The organism is Streptomyces sp. F63, assembly GCF_018070345.1.
Taxonomy (GTDB): Bacteria; Actinomycetota; Actinomycetes; order Streptomycetales; family Streptomycetaceae; genus Streptomyces.
Genome location: NZ_JAGPXX010000004.1, coordinates 251,806 through 267,001, shown reverse-complemented (window position 1 = coordinate 267,001; position 15,196 = coordinate 251,806). Strand labels below are relative to the sequence as shown.

Below are 15,196 nucleotides of genomic sequence, written 5' to 3'. Positions count from 1 at the left end.
GAGGACGGAATGGACACGGTGACCACCGCGGTGCTCTTCAAGGCCGCCTGCCCGGACTGCCGGGGCCGGTTCGAGCTGGCCTCCGAGGCCATACGGCTGGCCATCGGCGCCAGTGACCGGACGACCTTCTATTCCTTCACCTGCCCCGACTGCGGGGCCGCGGTGCGCAAGCCGGCGGGGGAGCGGATCGTGGAACTGCTGACCGGCGGCGGTGTCCGCACGCTGCGGCTGCACTCCACCGTCTGAGCCGTCTGAGCCGTCTGAGCCGTCTGAGCCGTCTGAGCCGTCTGAGCCGTCCGAGCCGTTCCGGCCGCCGGGCCGGCGCGGCGCCGCCCGTGCCCGCTCGGCTAGGCTCCCCTCCATGGTCTGGCCCATGATCGCCATTGCTCTCGCCTTCTGCGGAATCGCCGTCCTCGGCGTTCTGGCCGCCCGCGTCTTCGCCGAGGTGCGCCGGCTGGCCCGGCAGGTGGCGGAAGCCTCGCGGCGCATCGAACGCGCGGCCGAGGACCTGGAGCGGGCCGCGACCCCGCTCGCCTCCCGCCCGGGGGCGCCGGAGGCCGGCTGACCGGTTCCCCGGCCCTCTGTCCCCGCGCCGAGGGGGAGGTAGGCTGGCAACTGCGGCCGCCAGGAGAGGCGGGGCCGCAACCGGGAGTGCGCGGAAGGATTGCCTGCCGTTCACCCTTGCGCGTTACGATGCTGTGCGCGGGAGCTCGGGGAATCCCCCGATCACCCGGCCAGACCCCACCAGACGCCGCCTCGGGGAGTAGGTAATCGCACATGATCGGCAACCTGAAACCTCTTGAGATCGTACTGATCGTCCTTGTGATCCTGCTGCTGTTCGGTGCCAAGAAGCTTCCCGACATGGCCCGTTCGCTCGGCAAGTCGGCCCGGATCCTCAAGAGCGAGGCGAAGGCGATGAAGAAGGACGGGGAGACGCCCGCCGGCGGGCAGGAGCCCGCCGACCCCGAGCCCGGGCAGGCCGCTCCTCCCGCGCCGCGCACCATCCAGGCCGCCCCCGGTGATGTGAACAGCTCGCGTCCGGTGTCCGAGCCGGGCCGCGCCTCCCAGCAGAGCTGACACCGTCGTCGTAGGGCCACTTCCGGCGGCCACGGCCGCCGCACAAGATGAGGAACGTGGGGTTGCTGAAGTCTTCCCGCAAGCGGGAGAAGGACCCGGAGGGGCGGATGCCGCTCGCGGAGCATCTGCGTGAGCTCCGCGACCGGCTGCTGAAGGCCGTACTGGCGATCCTCGTGGTCACCGTGGCGGCGTTCTGGTTCTACGAGGAGATCGCCGACTGGCTGACGGCGCCGATCCGGGATTCCGTGGGCTGTACGGCGAGTTTCACCGAGATCGCCGAAAAGGGCGACAACTGCGCCCAGTTGACGGTCGACGGACTCCTCGGTCCGTTCACCATCATGATCAAGGTGAGCCTCATGACGGGCGTGGTGGCGGCATGCCCGGTCTGGCTCTACCAGCTGTGGGCGTTCCTCGCCCCGGGCCTTCACAAGAACGAACGGAAATACGCCCTCCTGTTCGCGGGCGTGGGCATCCCGCTGTTCGTGGGCGGCGGATACTTCGCGTATCTGATCCTCCCCACCAGCGCCGCGGCCCTCATCGGGCTCACCCCGGACGGCCTGGGGCTCAGCAACCTGGTCCGCCTGGACGACTACCTCGACATCGTCACCCGGCTCGTGGTCGTCTTCGGGCTCGCCTTCGAGCTGCCCCTGCTGCTGGTCATGCTGAACTTCGGCGGCGTCATCTCGGGCCGCCGCATGGTCGGCTGGTGGCGGTGGATGGTCATGAGCATCACGGTCTTCTCCGCGTTCGCCACCCCCACCGGCGACCCGCTGACCATGCTGGCGCTCGCCGCGCCGATCGTTCTGCTGTACTTCGTGGCGGTCGGCGTCGCCCTCCTCAACGACCGCCGGCGCCGCCGCCGGAACCCGGACGCGGAGCTGAGCGACGACGAGGCCTCCCAGCTCGATCTGACCCCCGAGGCGATCGACGAGATCGAGCCGGTCGGCTCCGGCCGGGCCGCGCTGCCGCAGCAGAGCCGCGAGGAGAACAGCCCCCGGGTGAACGGTTACGACGACGCCACCTAGCAGCCCGTCCCCCCCCGGTGGGGCACCGGCCCGGCGCGGGGCGGCCGTCCGGCGCCGCGAACCGCTGGGGTACCAGCGGTTACGCCGGCACCGGCCGAGCGGATACAGTCCCGGCGTGACCAGCGAGATCACCCTGTTCGTCAACCCCGCGGCGGGCCGCGGGCGCGGTGCGCACGCCGCCCAGCCCGCGGCCCGCGCCCTGCGGGACGCGGGCTTCTCCGTGCGGACCGTCCTCGGCTCCGACGCCGCCGACGCCCTCGACCGCGCCCGGGCGGCCGTCGCCGGCGGGACCGGCGCGCTCATCGCAGTCGGCGGTGACGGCATGGTCTCCCTCGCCCTGCGGGCCGTGGCCGGTACGGAGGTGCCACTGGGCGTCGTCGCCGCCGGCTCCGGGAACGACTACGCCCGCTCCTACGGCCTGCCGATCCGGAAACCGGCCGCGGCCGCCGCGGTGGCCGCCACCGCCCTCAAGGAGCACGGCGGGCGCCCCGCCGACCTCGGCCGGGCCGGGGACCACTGGTTCGGCACCGTACTGGCCTCCGGCTTCGACTCCCGCGTCAACGACCGGGGCAACCGCCTCCGCGGCCCCGTCGGGCGCTTCCGCTACGATCTGGCGCTCCTCGCCGAACTCGCCGCGCTGCGCCCCATCCCGTACCGGATCGGTCTCGACGGCGGGCCCGTGCGGGAGATCGCGGCGACTCTCGTCGCGGTCGGCAACAACGCCTCCTACGGCGGTGGCATGCGGATCTGCCCCGGGGCCCGCGCCGACGACGGGCTCTTCGACATCACGGTGGTGGGCCCCTGCAGCCGCACCACGCTGCTGCGGGTCTTCCCGCGGGTCTACCGGGGCAGCCATCTCTCCCACCCGGCGGTCACCGTCCTGCGCGCCCGGAGCGTCACCCTGGAGGCACCCGGCGTCACCGCCTACGCCGACGGGGAACCGCTCGGCCCGCTGCCGCTGGCCGCCGGCACCGTGCCGGGGGCGGTGCGGCTGCTCGTTCCCTGACCGGACGGCACGGGGGCCTTCCCGGGCTGCCGCAAAAGATCGCTGAGATGTCCGAGGCGGCCGGTAGGCTCGTGGATACGATGACCGACGACATGTCCCCAGCCGAGCGCTACGCCGCCGCCCGCAGCCGGGCCGCCGAGCAGGCCACCGCGCTCTTCCCGTTCCGCGCGATGTACGACTTCGAGCTGGACCCGTTCCAGCTCGACGCCTGCCGGGCCCTGGAGGCCGGCAAGGGCGTCCTGGTCGCCGCGCCCACCGGCTCCGGCAAGACCATCGTCGGTGAGTTCGCCGTCCACCTGGCCCTCGCCCAGGGCCGCAAGTGTTTCTACACCACCCCCATCAAGGCCCTCTCCAACCAGAAGTACAACGACCTCGTGAAGCGCTACGGCGCGGCGAAGGTCGGTCTGCTGACCGGCGACAACAGCGTCAACAGCGAGGCCCCGGTGATCGTCATGACCACCGAGGTGCTGCGCAACATGCTCTACGCCGGCTCGCAGTCCCTCACGGGCCTCGGCTATGTCGTCATGGACGAGGTGCACTACCTCTCCGACCGCTTCCGCGGCGCGGTCTGGGAGGAGGTCATCATCCACCTCCCGGAGTCCGTGACGCTCGTCTCCCTCTCCGCCACGGTCTCCAACGCCGAGGAGTTCGGCGACTGGCTGGACACCGTGCGCGGCGACACCGAGGTGATCGTCTCCGAGCACCGTCCCGTACCGCTGTGGCAGCACGTGCTGGCCGGCCGCCGGATGTACGACCTCTTCGAGGAGAAGAGCGGCCGGAACGGCGCCGGCCGCCGGGAGGTCAACCCCGACCTGGTGCGCCTGGCCCGCATGGAGAACAGCCGGCCCACCGGTCCCCGCGACCGCCGCCGCGGCCGCGTCCTCCGCGAGGCCGACCGCGAGCGCGAGCGCCGGCAGCGCAGCCGGATCTGGACGCCCAGCCGTGTCGAGGTCATCGACCGGCTCGACGCCGAGGGCCTGCTGCCCGCCATCACCTTCATCTTCAGCCGGGCCGGCTGCGAGGCCGCCGTCCAGCAGTGCCTGGCCGCCGGCCTGCGGCTCAACGACGAGCCCGCCCGCCGCCGGGTCCGGGAGATCGTCGAACGGCGCACCGCCACCATCCCCGACGAGGACCTGCACGTCCTCGGCTACTTCGAGTGGCTGGAGGGGCTGGAGCGGGGCATCGCCGCGCACCACGCCGGCATGCTGCCGACCTTCAAGGAAGTCGTGGAGGAGCTGTTCGTCCAGGGCCTGGTGAAGGCCGTCTTCGCCACCGAGACGCTGGCCCTGGGCATCAACATGCCCGCCCGCTCGGTGGTGCTGGAGAAGCTCGTCAAGTGGAACGGCCAGCAGCACGCCGACATCACCCCGGGCGAGTACACCCAGCTCACCGGGCGGGCCGGCCGGCGCGGCATCGACGTCGAGGGCCACGCCGTGGTGCTCTGGCAGCGCGCCATGGACCCGGAGGCGCTGGCCGGGCTGGCTGGCACCCGCACCTATCCGCTCCGCTCCTCCTTCAAGCCCTCGTACAACATGGCGGTGAACCTGGTCTCCCAGTTCGGGCGGCACCGCTCCCGGGAGCTGCTGGAGACCTCCTTCGCCCAGTTCCAGGCGGACCGGTCGGTCGTCGGCATCTCCCGTCAGGTGCAGAAGAACGAGGAGGGCCTGGAGGGCTACCGCGCCTCCATGACCTGCCATCTCGGCGACTTCGAGGAGTACGCCCGCCTCCGCCGCGACCTCAAGGAGCGCGAGACCGAACTCGCCAAGCAGGGCGCGGCGCAGCGCCGGGTCGCGGCCGCGGCGGCTCTGGAGAAGCTCAAGCCGGGCGACGTCATCCATGTGCCGACGGGCAAGTACGCCGGGCTGGCGCTGGTCCTCGACCCCGGCCTGCCCGCCGGGCGCTCCAACGGCCACCGCGGCTTCGACCACCACGACGGGCCCCGTCCGCTGGTGCTCACCGCCGAGCGGCAGGTCAAGCGGCTCGCGTCGATCGACTTCCCGGTGCCCGTGGAGGCGCTGGACCGGATGCGCATCCCCAAGTCCTTCAACGCCCGCTCCCCGCACTCCCGCCGCGACCTGGCCTCCGCGCTGCGCACCCGCGCCGGGCACATCACCCCGGAGCGGCACCGCAGGGGCCGCGCCCCGGCGGCCGACGACGCCGAGATCTCCCGGCTGCGCACCGCGATCCGCGCCCACCCCTGCCACGGCTGCTCGGACCGGGAGGACCACGCCCGCTGGGCCGAGCGCTACCACCGGCTGCGCCGGGACACCCGGCAGCTGGAGCGCCGTATCGAGGGCCGGACGAACACCATCGCCCGCACCTTCGACCGGGTCTACGCCCTGCTGTCGGACCTCGGCTACCTCCGGGGCGACGAGGTGACGGAGGACGGCCGCCGGCTGGCCCGGCTCTACGGCGAACTGGACCTGCTGGCCTCCGAGTGCCTGCGCGCCGGGGTGTGGAACGATCTCAAACCGGCCGAACTGGCCGCGTGCGCCTCGGCGCTGGTCTACGAGGCCCGCTCCGCCGACGACGCCCTGCCGCCCAAGCTGCCCACCGGCGCGGCCCAGCAGGCGCTGGGCGAGATGGTCCGGATCTGGGGGCGGCTGGACGCGCTGGAGGAGGAGCACCGGATCAACCAGACCGAGGGCGTCGGGCAGCGCGAGCCGGATCTGGGCTTTGCCTGGTCCGCCCACCGCTGGGCGTCCGGGCACGGCCTGGACGAGGTGCTGCGCGAGGTGGAGATGCCCGCCGGCGACTTCGTCCGCTGGTGCAAGCAGGTCATCGACGTCCTGGGCCAGATCGCGGAGGCGGCGCCGGAGGGCACCCCGATCCGCCGCAACGCACGGCGCGCCGTGGACGGGATGCTCCGTGGGGTGGTGGCCTACTCCTCGGTGGGCTGACGGCGCGGGGCGGCTTCGGCCGTACGGGGCCGCCGCCGGCCTGCGTGACCACGGGGAAGACTCCGGGGCTCCGCCGTGACGGCGCGGCTCACCCCCGCGGCGGTGCCGGTGCGGGCCCGGTGGCCCGGCGTCCACCCCGGTCGCGCCCGGCGGCGGTCCGGGCCGCTCATCGCCCGGACTCAGCCCTCCAGGGCGGTGAGCAGCCGCTGGAGGGAACTGCCCAGACCCCAGCGTTCCGCGAGCCGGTCGAGCGCGGCCGGGTCGCGGGGCGCGCGGGGGAGGGCCGGGTCGAAGCCGGGCAGCGGCACGTCGGAGGCCACCCGGACGACCTTGGGGGCCACGGCGATGTACTCCCGGGCCTCCTCCAGCCGTCTGCGCTGCGCGGGGCTGATCTTCGACCCCGGGTCGCCGGCCGCGGCCATGATTCCCGCGAGGTCGCCGTACGCCGCGAGCAGTTTGGCGGCGGTCTTCTCCCCGATGCCGGGGACGCCCGGCAGGCCGTCGCTGGGGTCACCGCGCAGCAGCGCCAGTTCGGCGTAACCGGCGCCGCCCACCCCGTACTTCTCGCGGAGCACGGCCTCGTCGACGAGCTGCAGGGTGCCGACGCCCTTGACGGGATAGAGCACCCGTACCCCGCGGGTGTCGTCGACGAGCTGGTAGAGATCGCGGTCCCCCGTGACGATGTCCACCGGGCCGCCGGCGCGGGCCGTGAGGGTGCCGATCACGTCGTCCGCCTCGTAGCCGGGGGCGCCCACGCGGGCGATGCCGAGGGCGTCCAGCACCTCCTCGATCACCGGGACCTGCGGGGAGAGGGTGTCGGGCACCTCCTCCGTGTCCGGGCCGCCGGGCTTCTCCTCGGCGACCCGGTGCGCCTTGTAGGTGGGGATCAGCTCGACCCGCCACGCGGGCCGCCAGTCGGCGTCCATACAGGCCACGAGGTCGTCCGGGTGGTGGTCGCGGACGAGCCGGGCGATGAAGTCCAGCAGTCCGCGCACCGCGTTGACCGGGCTGCCGTCGGGGGCCCTCACCGAATCGGGCACGCCGAAGTAGGCGCGGAAGTAGAGGCTGGCGGTGTCGAGCAGAAGACACTTCTTGAGGCGAGTCATGAATCCATCATGTCGGACCCGTACGACACCATCCGGCCACTGCTGGCCGTAGGGCGGCCGTACATACGACGAATGCCCCGCCTCCCGGCTGGGGCGCCGTTCGCGGTCAGTGGGGCGTCAGCGGCCGTTACGGCACCCCTCGACACCAGCCCCGACGACCGGCGACCTGCCGACCGTTGCGCCCCGGCCCACTGCCCGTTCAGCGCCCCGGGACGGCCATCACGACCGACGCCCCGGCGTGCCAAGCGCGGCCGCCGGCGGCCAGCAGTGGACGTGGTGAACGGCGCCCCCGGGGTGTGCGCGATCGGTACCCGGGGCGTCGACGGGGGCGGGCGGGACGACGCACCCCGGGGGAGTTCGGGCAGCGCCCCCCAGGGACAAGCGGCGGCGTCGGGCTCATCGTCACGGACCACGGCGAACAGCGCGGGGACAGCCCAACGAGCGGTATGCATATTGTCGTTGTCCATAACTCGAAGCCGGGCCATCACGACGCGGACGGCATCGGCCGGGTCTTCGAAGTGCAGCGCATGGTGACGCGCGGGCTCCCGGCCTTCGACGGCGGCCGAGACCACGGCCATAGCGGCATCGAACCGGAGGTCACGCCGAATCGCGCGACGCATCTATAGACGCGTCTGGGGAGGTACGGCAGCGGAGTTGAACACGGCATGCGGGCTCCAGCGGTCAGGCGGGGTCAATGCGTCGTCCTCGACATCGCACGGTCTGCGCCGGCGAAAGGCGCGGGGAGCAGTTCGGCATCGCGGACGAACATTGCGCCCAGCGCAGCGAGGGCGCGGGTATTCATTGCCCCCGGGCGGTTTTCGCGGCGCGGCGGGCGCGGCCGGCAGCAACTTCGCGCTCGCGGGTGCATGCGGCCCGGCTGCCGCGCCGACGCCGTGTCCGGCCGCGTTGGCTGCGCCGGGCATGCCGACGCCCACACACCGCGCCACCGCGCTCGTCGCGCCGATCCCGAGCACGCTCCGTGCACGCCTTCTCGGCGTTTATGTCGTGTTCTCCTCATCAGGCTTCGACGCCTCCGCAACAGCGAACGGCCGCCGACCTGGAGCGTGTTCAAGCCGACGACCGCAAGCCTGATGGGAGGCCGGCCGGGGGATCAATCCCGGCCGTCGATGACGTGGGCCAGTCGCCGAAAACGTATTCAGAATGGCGCTGCTGGCCGTGTAGACGGCGAAGGGGCGAGGCCCGGACCGTCAGCCCGGACACCGCCCCAGGGCCGTCAGTCGGCCATCAGTCGTTGGAGGGGGTCCGCCCGGCTTCTCGTGGGTCCGCGGCGTCCCGGCCATGGTCGTTGCGCCAGTGGATATCGACCCTCCCTGCGTCGATACCGCGCCGACCACGGACGCCAGGCCTGATCACGATGTGGTCGAGGGCGCTCCCCAACAACGCACGGCGGCCGTCGGTGTCGCGCTCGTCCCATGCCTCCTGGAACGTCTGCCCGGTCGGGATCAGTTTGACCACAGGTTCGCTCGGCTGCGCCGCGAGTTCCCGTCGCCGCGCCTTGAGCGTCCGCAGATGGGACATCAGCTCGTCCTCCTCGTCCTCATCCGCGTCGGCCAGTTCCGCCGTCGCCGCTTTGATCGCCGATTCCACGGCTGCGAGGTTCGCGACTTCCCGCACGGTCTCGCGGACTTCGACGACCTCCAGCCCTCCGACCGTGCTGAGGAACTCGGCCTCCACGTGCTCCTCGATACGGTCGGCGACGATGGACACCCCGCGCTCGCAGCCGTTCCCGTCGGACTTTCCGAAGCACCCGTAGCGCACGGTCGGCTTTGTGCCGCCGGTCTGGTTGACCCGCAACGAACCGCCGCAGGTGACACACCGCAGCAGCCCGCCGGACAGCAGCCGTGTGCGGCGCTTGCGCTCGCCGCCCGGGGTCTTGGTCGGCTTCAGGAGCGCGCGAAGCCGTTCGACGTCCTCTAGGGGGAGCAATGGTTCCCACACTTGGACGGGGAACCCGTTGTCATCGCGGACGAGCTTCTTGTGGTGGGTCATGTAGCCGAGCGTCGCGTCTTGGGTCAGCACGATTCTGAGCGACGTCAGCGACCAGGCGGCGGCCTTGCGAGGCTTGGACCCAGCGGCGTTGAGGGCGGCCGTCGCGGCATACGTCGATGATCCTCCGAGGATCATGTCGGCGGCCTTGCGGACGTAGGCGGCTTCGACCGGGTCGACTTCGAGCATCTTCCCGGGGCCGTCGCGGTTGTCGACCACCCGGTACCCGTAGGGGGCCGCTCCGCCCGGGTAGCGCCCGGCCTTCACCACGGCTGCGCGGGCGGACCGGACGCGGTCGCGGATGGTCGCGGCTTCAAATTCGGCGAACACGCCGAGGAGTTGGAGCAGCATCCGACCGGTCGACGTCGTCATGTCGAAGGGTTCGGTCGCGGATACAAGCGACACTCCCTTGCCCGTGTTCGCCCATTCATCTGTGAGCGACGCAAGGTCGGACACCGACCGGGCGATGCGGTCGATGCGCCAGACCATGACCACGTCGACCTGTCCGGCGCGGACGGCGTCGCGGACACGGTCCAGCCCGGGGCGGTCGAGTCTGGTCTTGGTGGCGGACACGTCGGCGTCTTCGACGATCTCGGCGAGCGCCCAGCCACGGGCGCGGCACGTGGCTGTGATGATCTCGCGTTGCCGTTCGATGGACGTGCTCTCGTCGGTGGCTTTGCTGATGCGGACGTATCCGATGACCCGGGCGCGCGATGCAATTGTCATGCTGCTTATGATAATTGACGGCCTGACAGTGTTGAGAAGCATCAGGTGTCGGGTCATGCCCCCGATGATGCCCCAGGGGACCGACAGCGCCGTGCGGCGCCGTGCGGCACCGGGGCGGTGACTGCGGCGCGGGTGCTGTCACCGGCGGGGGCCGGGGAGGCGCGGGCACGGGGCCGCGCCCGGAGGAGGCGGCGCGGCGGTAACGCGTGCGTGCGGCCCGGCGTCCGGCGGCTCGTGTCCGGTGGCCCGCTCGCCCGGTGCCGGGCCCGGGGCGCGGAAATCCGGTTGGGGCCGCCGCCGTCCGCGGGCCAGAATGCGGGAGGCGGCGGCGACGCGGCGCGCGGCCCGTCCGGCCGTTCACGGGGGTGCGGCCGGACGGGCCGGCCGGCGCGCCGACCGGTCAGCGGGCGGCGCGGACCAGGGCCGCCATCACCCGCGGATCGTCACCGGCCTCCGGGTGCCACTGCACGCCGAGCACGAGCCCCGGGGCGCCGGGGAGTTCGACCGCCTCCACGGTGCCGTCCCCGGCGTACGCGCAGGGGACCAGGCCCCGGCCGAGCCGGTCCACGGCCTGGTGGTGGTAGCTGGGCACGGTGACCGCCTCGTGCAGGGCCCGGGCCAGCAGGGTGCCCGGCACCGGTTTCACCTCGTGCTCTCCGAAGACCCCGGGCGGCCCGCCGTGCGCGCAGCCGGGCCCGGCGGTCTCCGGCAGGTGCTGCACCAGGGTGCCGCCCAGGACCACGTTGAGCAGCTGCATGCCCCGGCAGATGCCGAGCACCGGCGTGCCGGACTCCAGCGCGGCCTCCAGCAGGGCGGTTTCCCAGGCGTCGCGTTCCCGGGCGGGCGGTCCGGTCATCGGGTGCGGGGCGGCCCCGTACCGCACGGGTTCCACGTCGGGGCCGCCCGCGATGACGAGGGCGTCGAGCCGGGCGGCCACGGCGGCGGCCGCGGCCGGGTCGTCCGGCGGCAGCATCGCGGCGAGGCCGCCCGCGCGCTGGACGAGCCGGTGGTAGCCGGCGGGGAGCAGGGCCGCGCTCTGCTCCCAGACGCCCCAGCGCGCCACGGCTTCGAGATAGGTGCTCACGCCGATCAGCGGCCTGGGCTCGGGCACGGTCGGGTTCCTCCCGTCGGTGGCGGTCCGGCGTCCGGGGCCGGGATCGCGGTGGGCGGGCCGGTCCGTTCCGGCTCGGCGTCCGCCGCCCGCTCCCGGCCCGTCCGTCCCGTCGCTGTTCCTGTTCGTGTGCCGGTTTCCGGCTGCGCCGTCAGTCGCGTTCCAGTTCGGCCTCGGCGGCGGCCAGTGCGGCGAACTCCTCCTCCGGTGCGGCGGCCACCAGCCGGTGACGGCTGTAGAAGGCAAAGTAGGCCACGGCGACCGCGTACACCCCGAGGGTGATGAGCGCGGCGTCCTGGTCCACGAGGAAGGTCGCGACCAGCGCCGAACAGGCCAGGACGAACGCCACCGCGGAGGTGGCCGCGCCGCCCGGCGTGCGGTAGGGCCGCGGCAGGTCCGGCTCGCGGCGGCGCAGCACGATGTGCGAGAGGGACATCAGGGCGTAGGAGATGGTGGCGCCGAGGACGGCGACGTTGAGCATCCGGGCGCCGTCCCCGGTCGCCGCGGCCAGGGAGAAGCCGATCGCGCCCGGCACGAGCAGGCCGAGCCAGGGGGCCTTGCGGCGGCTGGTGAGGGAGAGGAAGCGGGGGAGGTAGCCGGCCCGGGAGAGGGCGAAGAGCTGCCGGGAGCCGGCGTAGACGAGGGAGAAGAAGGAGGCGACCAGGCCGGCCAGTCCCGCGTAGTTGACGAAGCGGCTGAGCGGGGTCGGGTCGCCGTCCCCCTGCAGGGCGGCGACCAGGGGGTTGCCGGCGTCCTGGAGGGCGGCGGAGCCGTGCGCGCCGGTCGCGGCGAGGAAGGTGATCAGGGCGAGCAGCAGCAGGATCCCCATGGACAGGGCCATGGCCCTCGGCAGGGTGCGGGCCGGGTCGCGGGTCTCCTCGGCGGCCAGGGGCACGCCTTCCACCCCGAGGAAGAACCACATGCCGAACGGGAAGGCGGCCCAGATGCCCAGCAGCCCGAACGGCAGCCAGGAGCTGGAGCCGAACGCGTCCGGGTCGGCCGGGATGTCGTTGAGGCCGGAGGCGTCGAACTCGGTGAACGCGCCCACGGCGAAGATCAGCAGCGCGGCCACGGCGATGCCCGTGACCACGAAGCTGAACCGCAGGGCCTCGCCGACGCCCCACAGGTGGATCCCGACGAACACCGTGAAGCAGGCGAGCTGCAGCGGCCAGCCGGACTCCAGGCCGAAGAGCCCGAGGGATTCCACGTAGTCGCCGATGAAGATGGAGATCGCGGCGGGGGCGAGGACGTACTCGATGAGGATCGCGGTGCCGGTGAGGAAGCCGCCCCAGGTGCCGAGGGCGCGGCGGGCGAAGCCGTAACCGCCGCCCGCGGTGGGCAGGATCGCGGACAGCTCGGCCAGGGAGAAGACCATGCAGGTGTACATCAGGCCCATGAGTACGGTGGCGACGGCGAGACCGCCGAAACCGCCCTCGGCCAGGCCGAAGTTCCAGCCGGAGAAGTCGCCGGAGACGACGTAGGCGACGCCGAGGCCGGTCAGCAGCAGCCAGCCGGCGCTGCCCTGGCGGAGCGAGCGCCGCTCCAGGTAGCCGTGGTGGGCGTGGTGGTGCGCGCGGTCTCCGGGGGCGCCGGGGCCGGGGGAGCCCTCGCCCGGCGGCGCGGTGGTCGGGGTCGGGGTCGGGGGGCGCGAGTCGATGCCGTCGGCCATGAGCCGCTCCTGCCTGGGGGCAATGGTTTAGCGCCATACCATTGCGCTGCCGGGCGGCCGTGCGCAAGGGGTGTGCGGTGACCGCCGGTGAACACCGGGGTGCGCCGGCGAGCCCGGTGACGGGCCGTGAGGCCGTCGGATCGCCGTGCGGACGGGGCGCCCGGACGCGCGCGGCACCGGACGCGCGGGCCGCCGGGCGCACGGAGGCGCGCTCAGACGAGGAAGCCCCGCAGCAGCGACGCCGTGCCCGCGCAGTGCTCCCGCATCACCTCGCGGGCGCCGTCCGCGTCACCCTCCAGGACGGCTTCCACGAGCGCCGCGTGCTGCTGCTGCGAGTGCTCCAGGTTCCGCACGAGCAGCGGGATGCGGTCCAGCAGGTCGTTGAGGGAGGCCCGCACGGCGGCGTACTGGGCGGCCAGGGTGGGGGAACCGCTCAGCTCCGCCAGCGTCAGGTGGAGCAGGGTGTCGAGGCGCCGGTAGTCCGCCGGTGTCGCGTCGCGTGTGGCGGACAGCGCGGCGCGCAGCCGGTCCGCGGCGGGGCCGGTGAGGCCGTCCGCCGCGCACAGGCCGGCCGCCCCGACCTCCAGCACCTCGCGGAACCGCAGGGTGTCCTCGACGTCCGCCGCCGCGGTGCGCCGCCGCGGAGCGGTCTCCGCGCCGCCGCCCGTTCCGGGGCCCGGCAGGACGAACGTTCCGCCGTAGCGGCCGCGGCGGCTCTCCACGAGCCCCTGGTCCGCGAGCACCTTCAGCACCTCGCGCAGCGTCACCCGGCTGATGCCCAGCCGGCCCGCCAACTCCCGCTCGGAGGGCAGCCGTTCGCCCGGCGGCACCAGGCCCAGCCGGAGCACCTGGAGGATCTGCTCCAGCGCCTCCTCGAAGCCGTTGCCCGCCCGCACGGGCCGCAGCACCGGCGCCAGCCGGTCCGCGGTCCCCGTCCCCGCGTCCGCGTCCGGCGTTCCGTCCCCGCTCATGGCCACCTCTTCCCAGCCAATGGTCTCGGCGGATACCTTATGGCCTCCGGTGCCGCGGCGACACGGCGGGGAGGCATCCTGCCCGCTGCCCGCGCGCCCCGGTACCGGCTCCGGACCCCAGGAGGACACACCGTGGCAGGACGTACCCCCCCGCTCTCCGTCGAGGAGCTGCGACGGCTCACCGGCAGCGGCGAGATCGACACCGTCGTCCTGGCCTTCACCGATATGCAGGGCAGACTCCAGGGCAAGCGGTTCGCGGCCCCGTTCTTCCTCGACGAGGTCCTGGAGCACGGCTCCGAGGGATGCAACTACCTCCTCGCCGTGGACGTCGACCTCAACACCGTCGACGGGTACGCCATGGCCTCCTGGGAGCGCGGCTACGGCGACTTCCGCATGACCGCCGACACCTCCACCCTGCGCCGCACCCCGTGGAACCCGGGCACCGCCCTGCTCACCGCCGACCTCGCCTGGCACGACGGCACCCCCGTCGCCGCCGCGCCGCGCCAGGTCCTCCGCCGCCAGCTCGACCGGCTCGCCGAGCGCGGCTGGACCGCGCAGGTCGGCACCGAGCTGGAGTTCATGGTCTTCAGGAACTCCTACGAACAGGCCTGGGACAGCGGCTACCGCGGGCTGACCCCCGCCAACCAGTACAACGTCGACTACTCCGTCCTCGGCACCGGCCGCGTCGAGCCGCTGCTGCGCCGCATCCGCACCGAGATGGCCGCCGCGGGCCTGGTCGTCGAGTCCGCCAAGGGCGAGTGCAACCTCGGCCAGCACGAGATCGCCTTCCGCTACGCCGACGCCCTCACCACCTGCGACCAGCACTCCGTCTACAAGACGGGCGCCAAGGAGATCGCCGCCCAGGAGGGCGTGGCGCTCACCTTCATGGCCAAGTACGACGAGCGCGAGGGGAACTCCTGCCACATCCATCTCTCGCTGCGCGACGACGCCGGCCGGCCCGTGCTCGCCGACGACTCCGGCCCGTACGGCATGTCCGCGACGATGCGGCACTTCCTCGCCGGACAGCTCGCCGCGCTGCGCGACTTCACCCTCCTCCACGCCCCCAACATCAACTCCTACAAGCGCTTCCGGCCCGGCTCCTTCGCGCCCACCGCCGTCGCCTGGGGGCCGGACAACCGCACCTGCGCGCTGCGCGTCATCGGGCACGGCCCGTCCCACCGGCTGGAGAACCGGCTGCCCGGCGGAGACGTCAACCCCTACCTCGCCGTCGCCGGCATGATCGCCGCGGGGCTGTACGGCGTCGAGAACGAACTGGACCCCGGCGAGCCCTGCACCGGCAACGCCTACGCGGGGGAGGCCGAGCACGTCCCCACCACCCTCCGCGAGGCCGCGGACCGCTGGGAGGCCAGCCCGCTCGCCCGCGCCGCCTTCGGTGACGAGGTGGTCGAGCACTACCTCACCATGGCGCGCGTCGAGCAGCGGGCGTACGACAGCGCGGTCACCGACTGGGAGCGCTACCGCTCCTTCGAGCGGATGTGACCCCACCGGACCCGCCCGGGCCCCCGCACCGGCGACCATGGACGCCGCGGACCACACCAGCACAGCACGACACGGGGGCGGTGAGCCCCCAGGGAGAG

General features: G+C 73.2%; 13 protein-coding genes. 8 read left to right on the top strand and 5 right to left on the bottom strand.

Features of this window, described 5'->3' with window-relative positions; translation table 11 throughout:
- The first annotated feature begins 9 nt into the window (after positions 1-9).
- The 6 genes from KBZ10_RS07160 to KBZ10_RS07135 all read left to right on the top strand — a co-directional run bounded on the left by KBZ10_RS07160 (position 10) and on the right by KBZ10_RS07135 (position 6,008).
- Entirely contained in the window at positions 10-246 is a 237-nt protein-coding gene (locus KBZ10_RS07160) for a hypothetical protein (RefSeq protein WP_210986639.1), read from the top strand.
- Between the two features lie 115 nt (positions 247-361).
- Positions 362-565 carry a hypothetical protein gene (locus KBZ10_RS07155; protein WP_210986638.1) on the top strand — a complete coding sequence of 68 codons (204 nt, stop codon included), beginning with the start codon at positions 362-364 and terminating at the stop codon, positions 563-565.
- A 212-nt stretch (positions 566-777) separates the two neighbouring features.
- Positions 778-1,077, top strand: a complete 300-nt coding sequence (gene tatA / locus KBZ10_RS07150) for a Sec-independent protein translocase subunit TatA (protein ID WP_210986637.1) — start codon at positions 778-780, stop codon at positions 1,075-1,077.
- A 62-nt stretch (positions 1,078-1,139) separates the two neighbouring features.
- Positions 1,140-2,102 carry a twin-arginine translocase subunit TatC gene (gene tatC, locus KBZ10_RS07145; RefSeq protein ID WP_210986636.1) on the top strand — a complete coding sequence of 321 codons (963 nt, stop codon included), beginning with the start codon at positions 1,140-1,142 and terminating at the stop codon, positions 2,100-2,102.
- A 115-nt stretch (positions 2,103-2,217) separates the two neighbouring features.
- The gene (locus KBZ10_RS07140) at positions 2,218-3,108 is read left to right on the top strand and encodes a diacylglycerol kinase (protein WP_210986635.1); all 891 of its coding nucleotides are present in this window, start codon (positions 2,218-2,220) and stop codon (positions 3,106-3,108) included.
- Between the two features lie 80 nt (positions 3,109-3,188).
- Positions 3,189-6,008, top strand: a complete 2,820-nt coding sequence (locus tag KBZ10_RS07135; protein ID WP_210986634.1) for an RNA helicase — start codon at positions 3,189-3,191, stop codon at positions 6,006-6,008.
- Positions 6,009-6,187: 179 nt separating this feature from the next.
- Here the strand turns inward: KBZ10_RS07135 and KBZ10_RS07130 are convergent, their stop codons facing one another.
- Positions 6,188-7,114 carry a 5'-3' exonuclease gene (locus KBZ10_RS07130; RefSeq protein WP_210986633.1) on the bottom strand — a complete coding sequence of 309 codons (927 nt, stop codon included), beginning with the start codon at positions 7,112-7,114 and terminating at the stop codon, positions 6,188-6,190.
- A gap of 446 nt (positions 7,115-7,560) precedes the next feature.
- On the opposite strand from KBZ10_RS07130, the gene KBZ10_RS07125 reads away from it, so the two are divergent.
- Entirely contained in the window at positions 7,561-7,740 is a 180-nt protein-coding gene (locus KBZ10_RS07125; RefSeq protein WP_210986632.1) for a hypothetical protein, read from the top strand.
- 619 nt (positions 7,741-8,359) lie between these two features.
- Here KBZ10_RS07125 and KBZ10_RS07120 read toward each other — a convergent pair.
- The 4 genes from KBZ10_RS07120 to KBZ10_RS07105 all read right to left on the bottom strand — a co-directional run bounded on the left by KBZ10_RS07120 (position 8,360) and on the right by KBZ10_RS07105 (position 13,598).
- Positions 8,360-9,904 (bottom strand): recombinase family protein, encoded by a 1,545-nt coding sequence (locus KBZ10_RS07120; protein WP_210986631.1) that lies wholly within the window; start codon positions 9,902-9,904, stop codon positions 8,360-8,362.
- A gap of 343 nt (positions 9,905-10,247) precedes the next feature.
- Positions 10,248-10,958, bottom strand: a complete 711-nt coding sequence (locus KBZ10_RS07115) for a gamma-glutamyl-gamma-aminobutyrate hydrolase family protein (protein WP_307847249.1) — start codon at positions 10,956-10,958, stop codon at positions 10,248-10,250.
- Between the two features lie 151 nt (positions 10,959-11,109).
- Complete coding sequence (gene eat, locus KBZ10_RS07110; protein ID WP_210986630.1) at positions 11,110-12,627, bottom strand: ethanolamine permease; 1,518 nt, start codon at positions 12,625-12,627, stop codon at positions 11,110-11,112.
- Between the two features lie 212 nt (positions 12,628-12,839).
- Positions 12,840-13,598, bottom strand: coding sequence for a FadR/GntR family transcriptional regulator (locus tag KBZ10_RS07105; RefSeq protein WP_210986629.1), 759 nt, complete (start codon positions 13,596-13,598; stop codon positions 12,840-12,842).
- A gap of 132 nt (positions 13,599-13,730) precedes the next feature.
- Here KBZ10_RS07105 and KBZ10_RS07100 point away from each other — a divergent pair, with 132 nt between their 5' ends.
- Entirely contained in the window at positions 13,731-15,098 is a 1,368-nt protein-coding gene (locus tag KBZ10_RS07100) for a glutamine synthetase family protein (RefSeq protein ID WP_210986628.1), read from the top strand.
- Positions 15,099-15,196 lie beyond the last annotated feature (98 nt).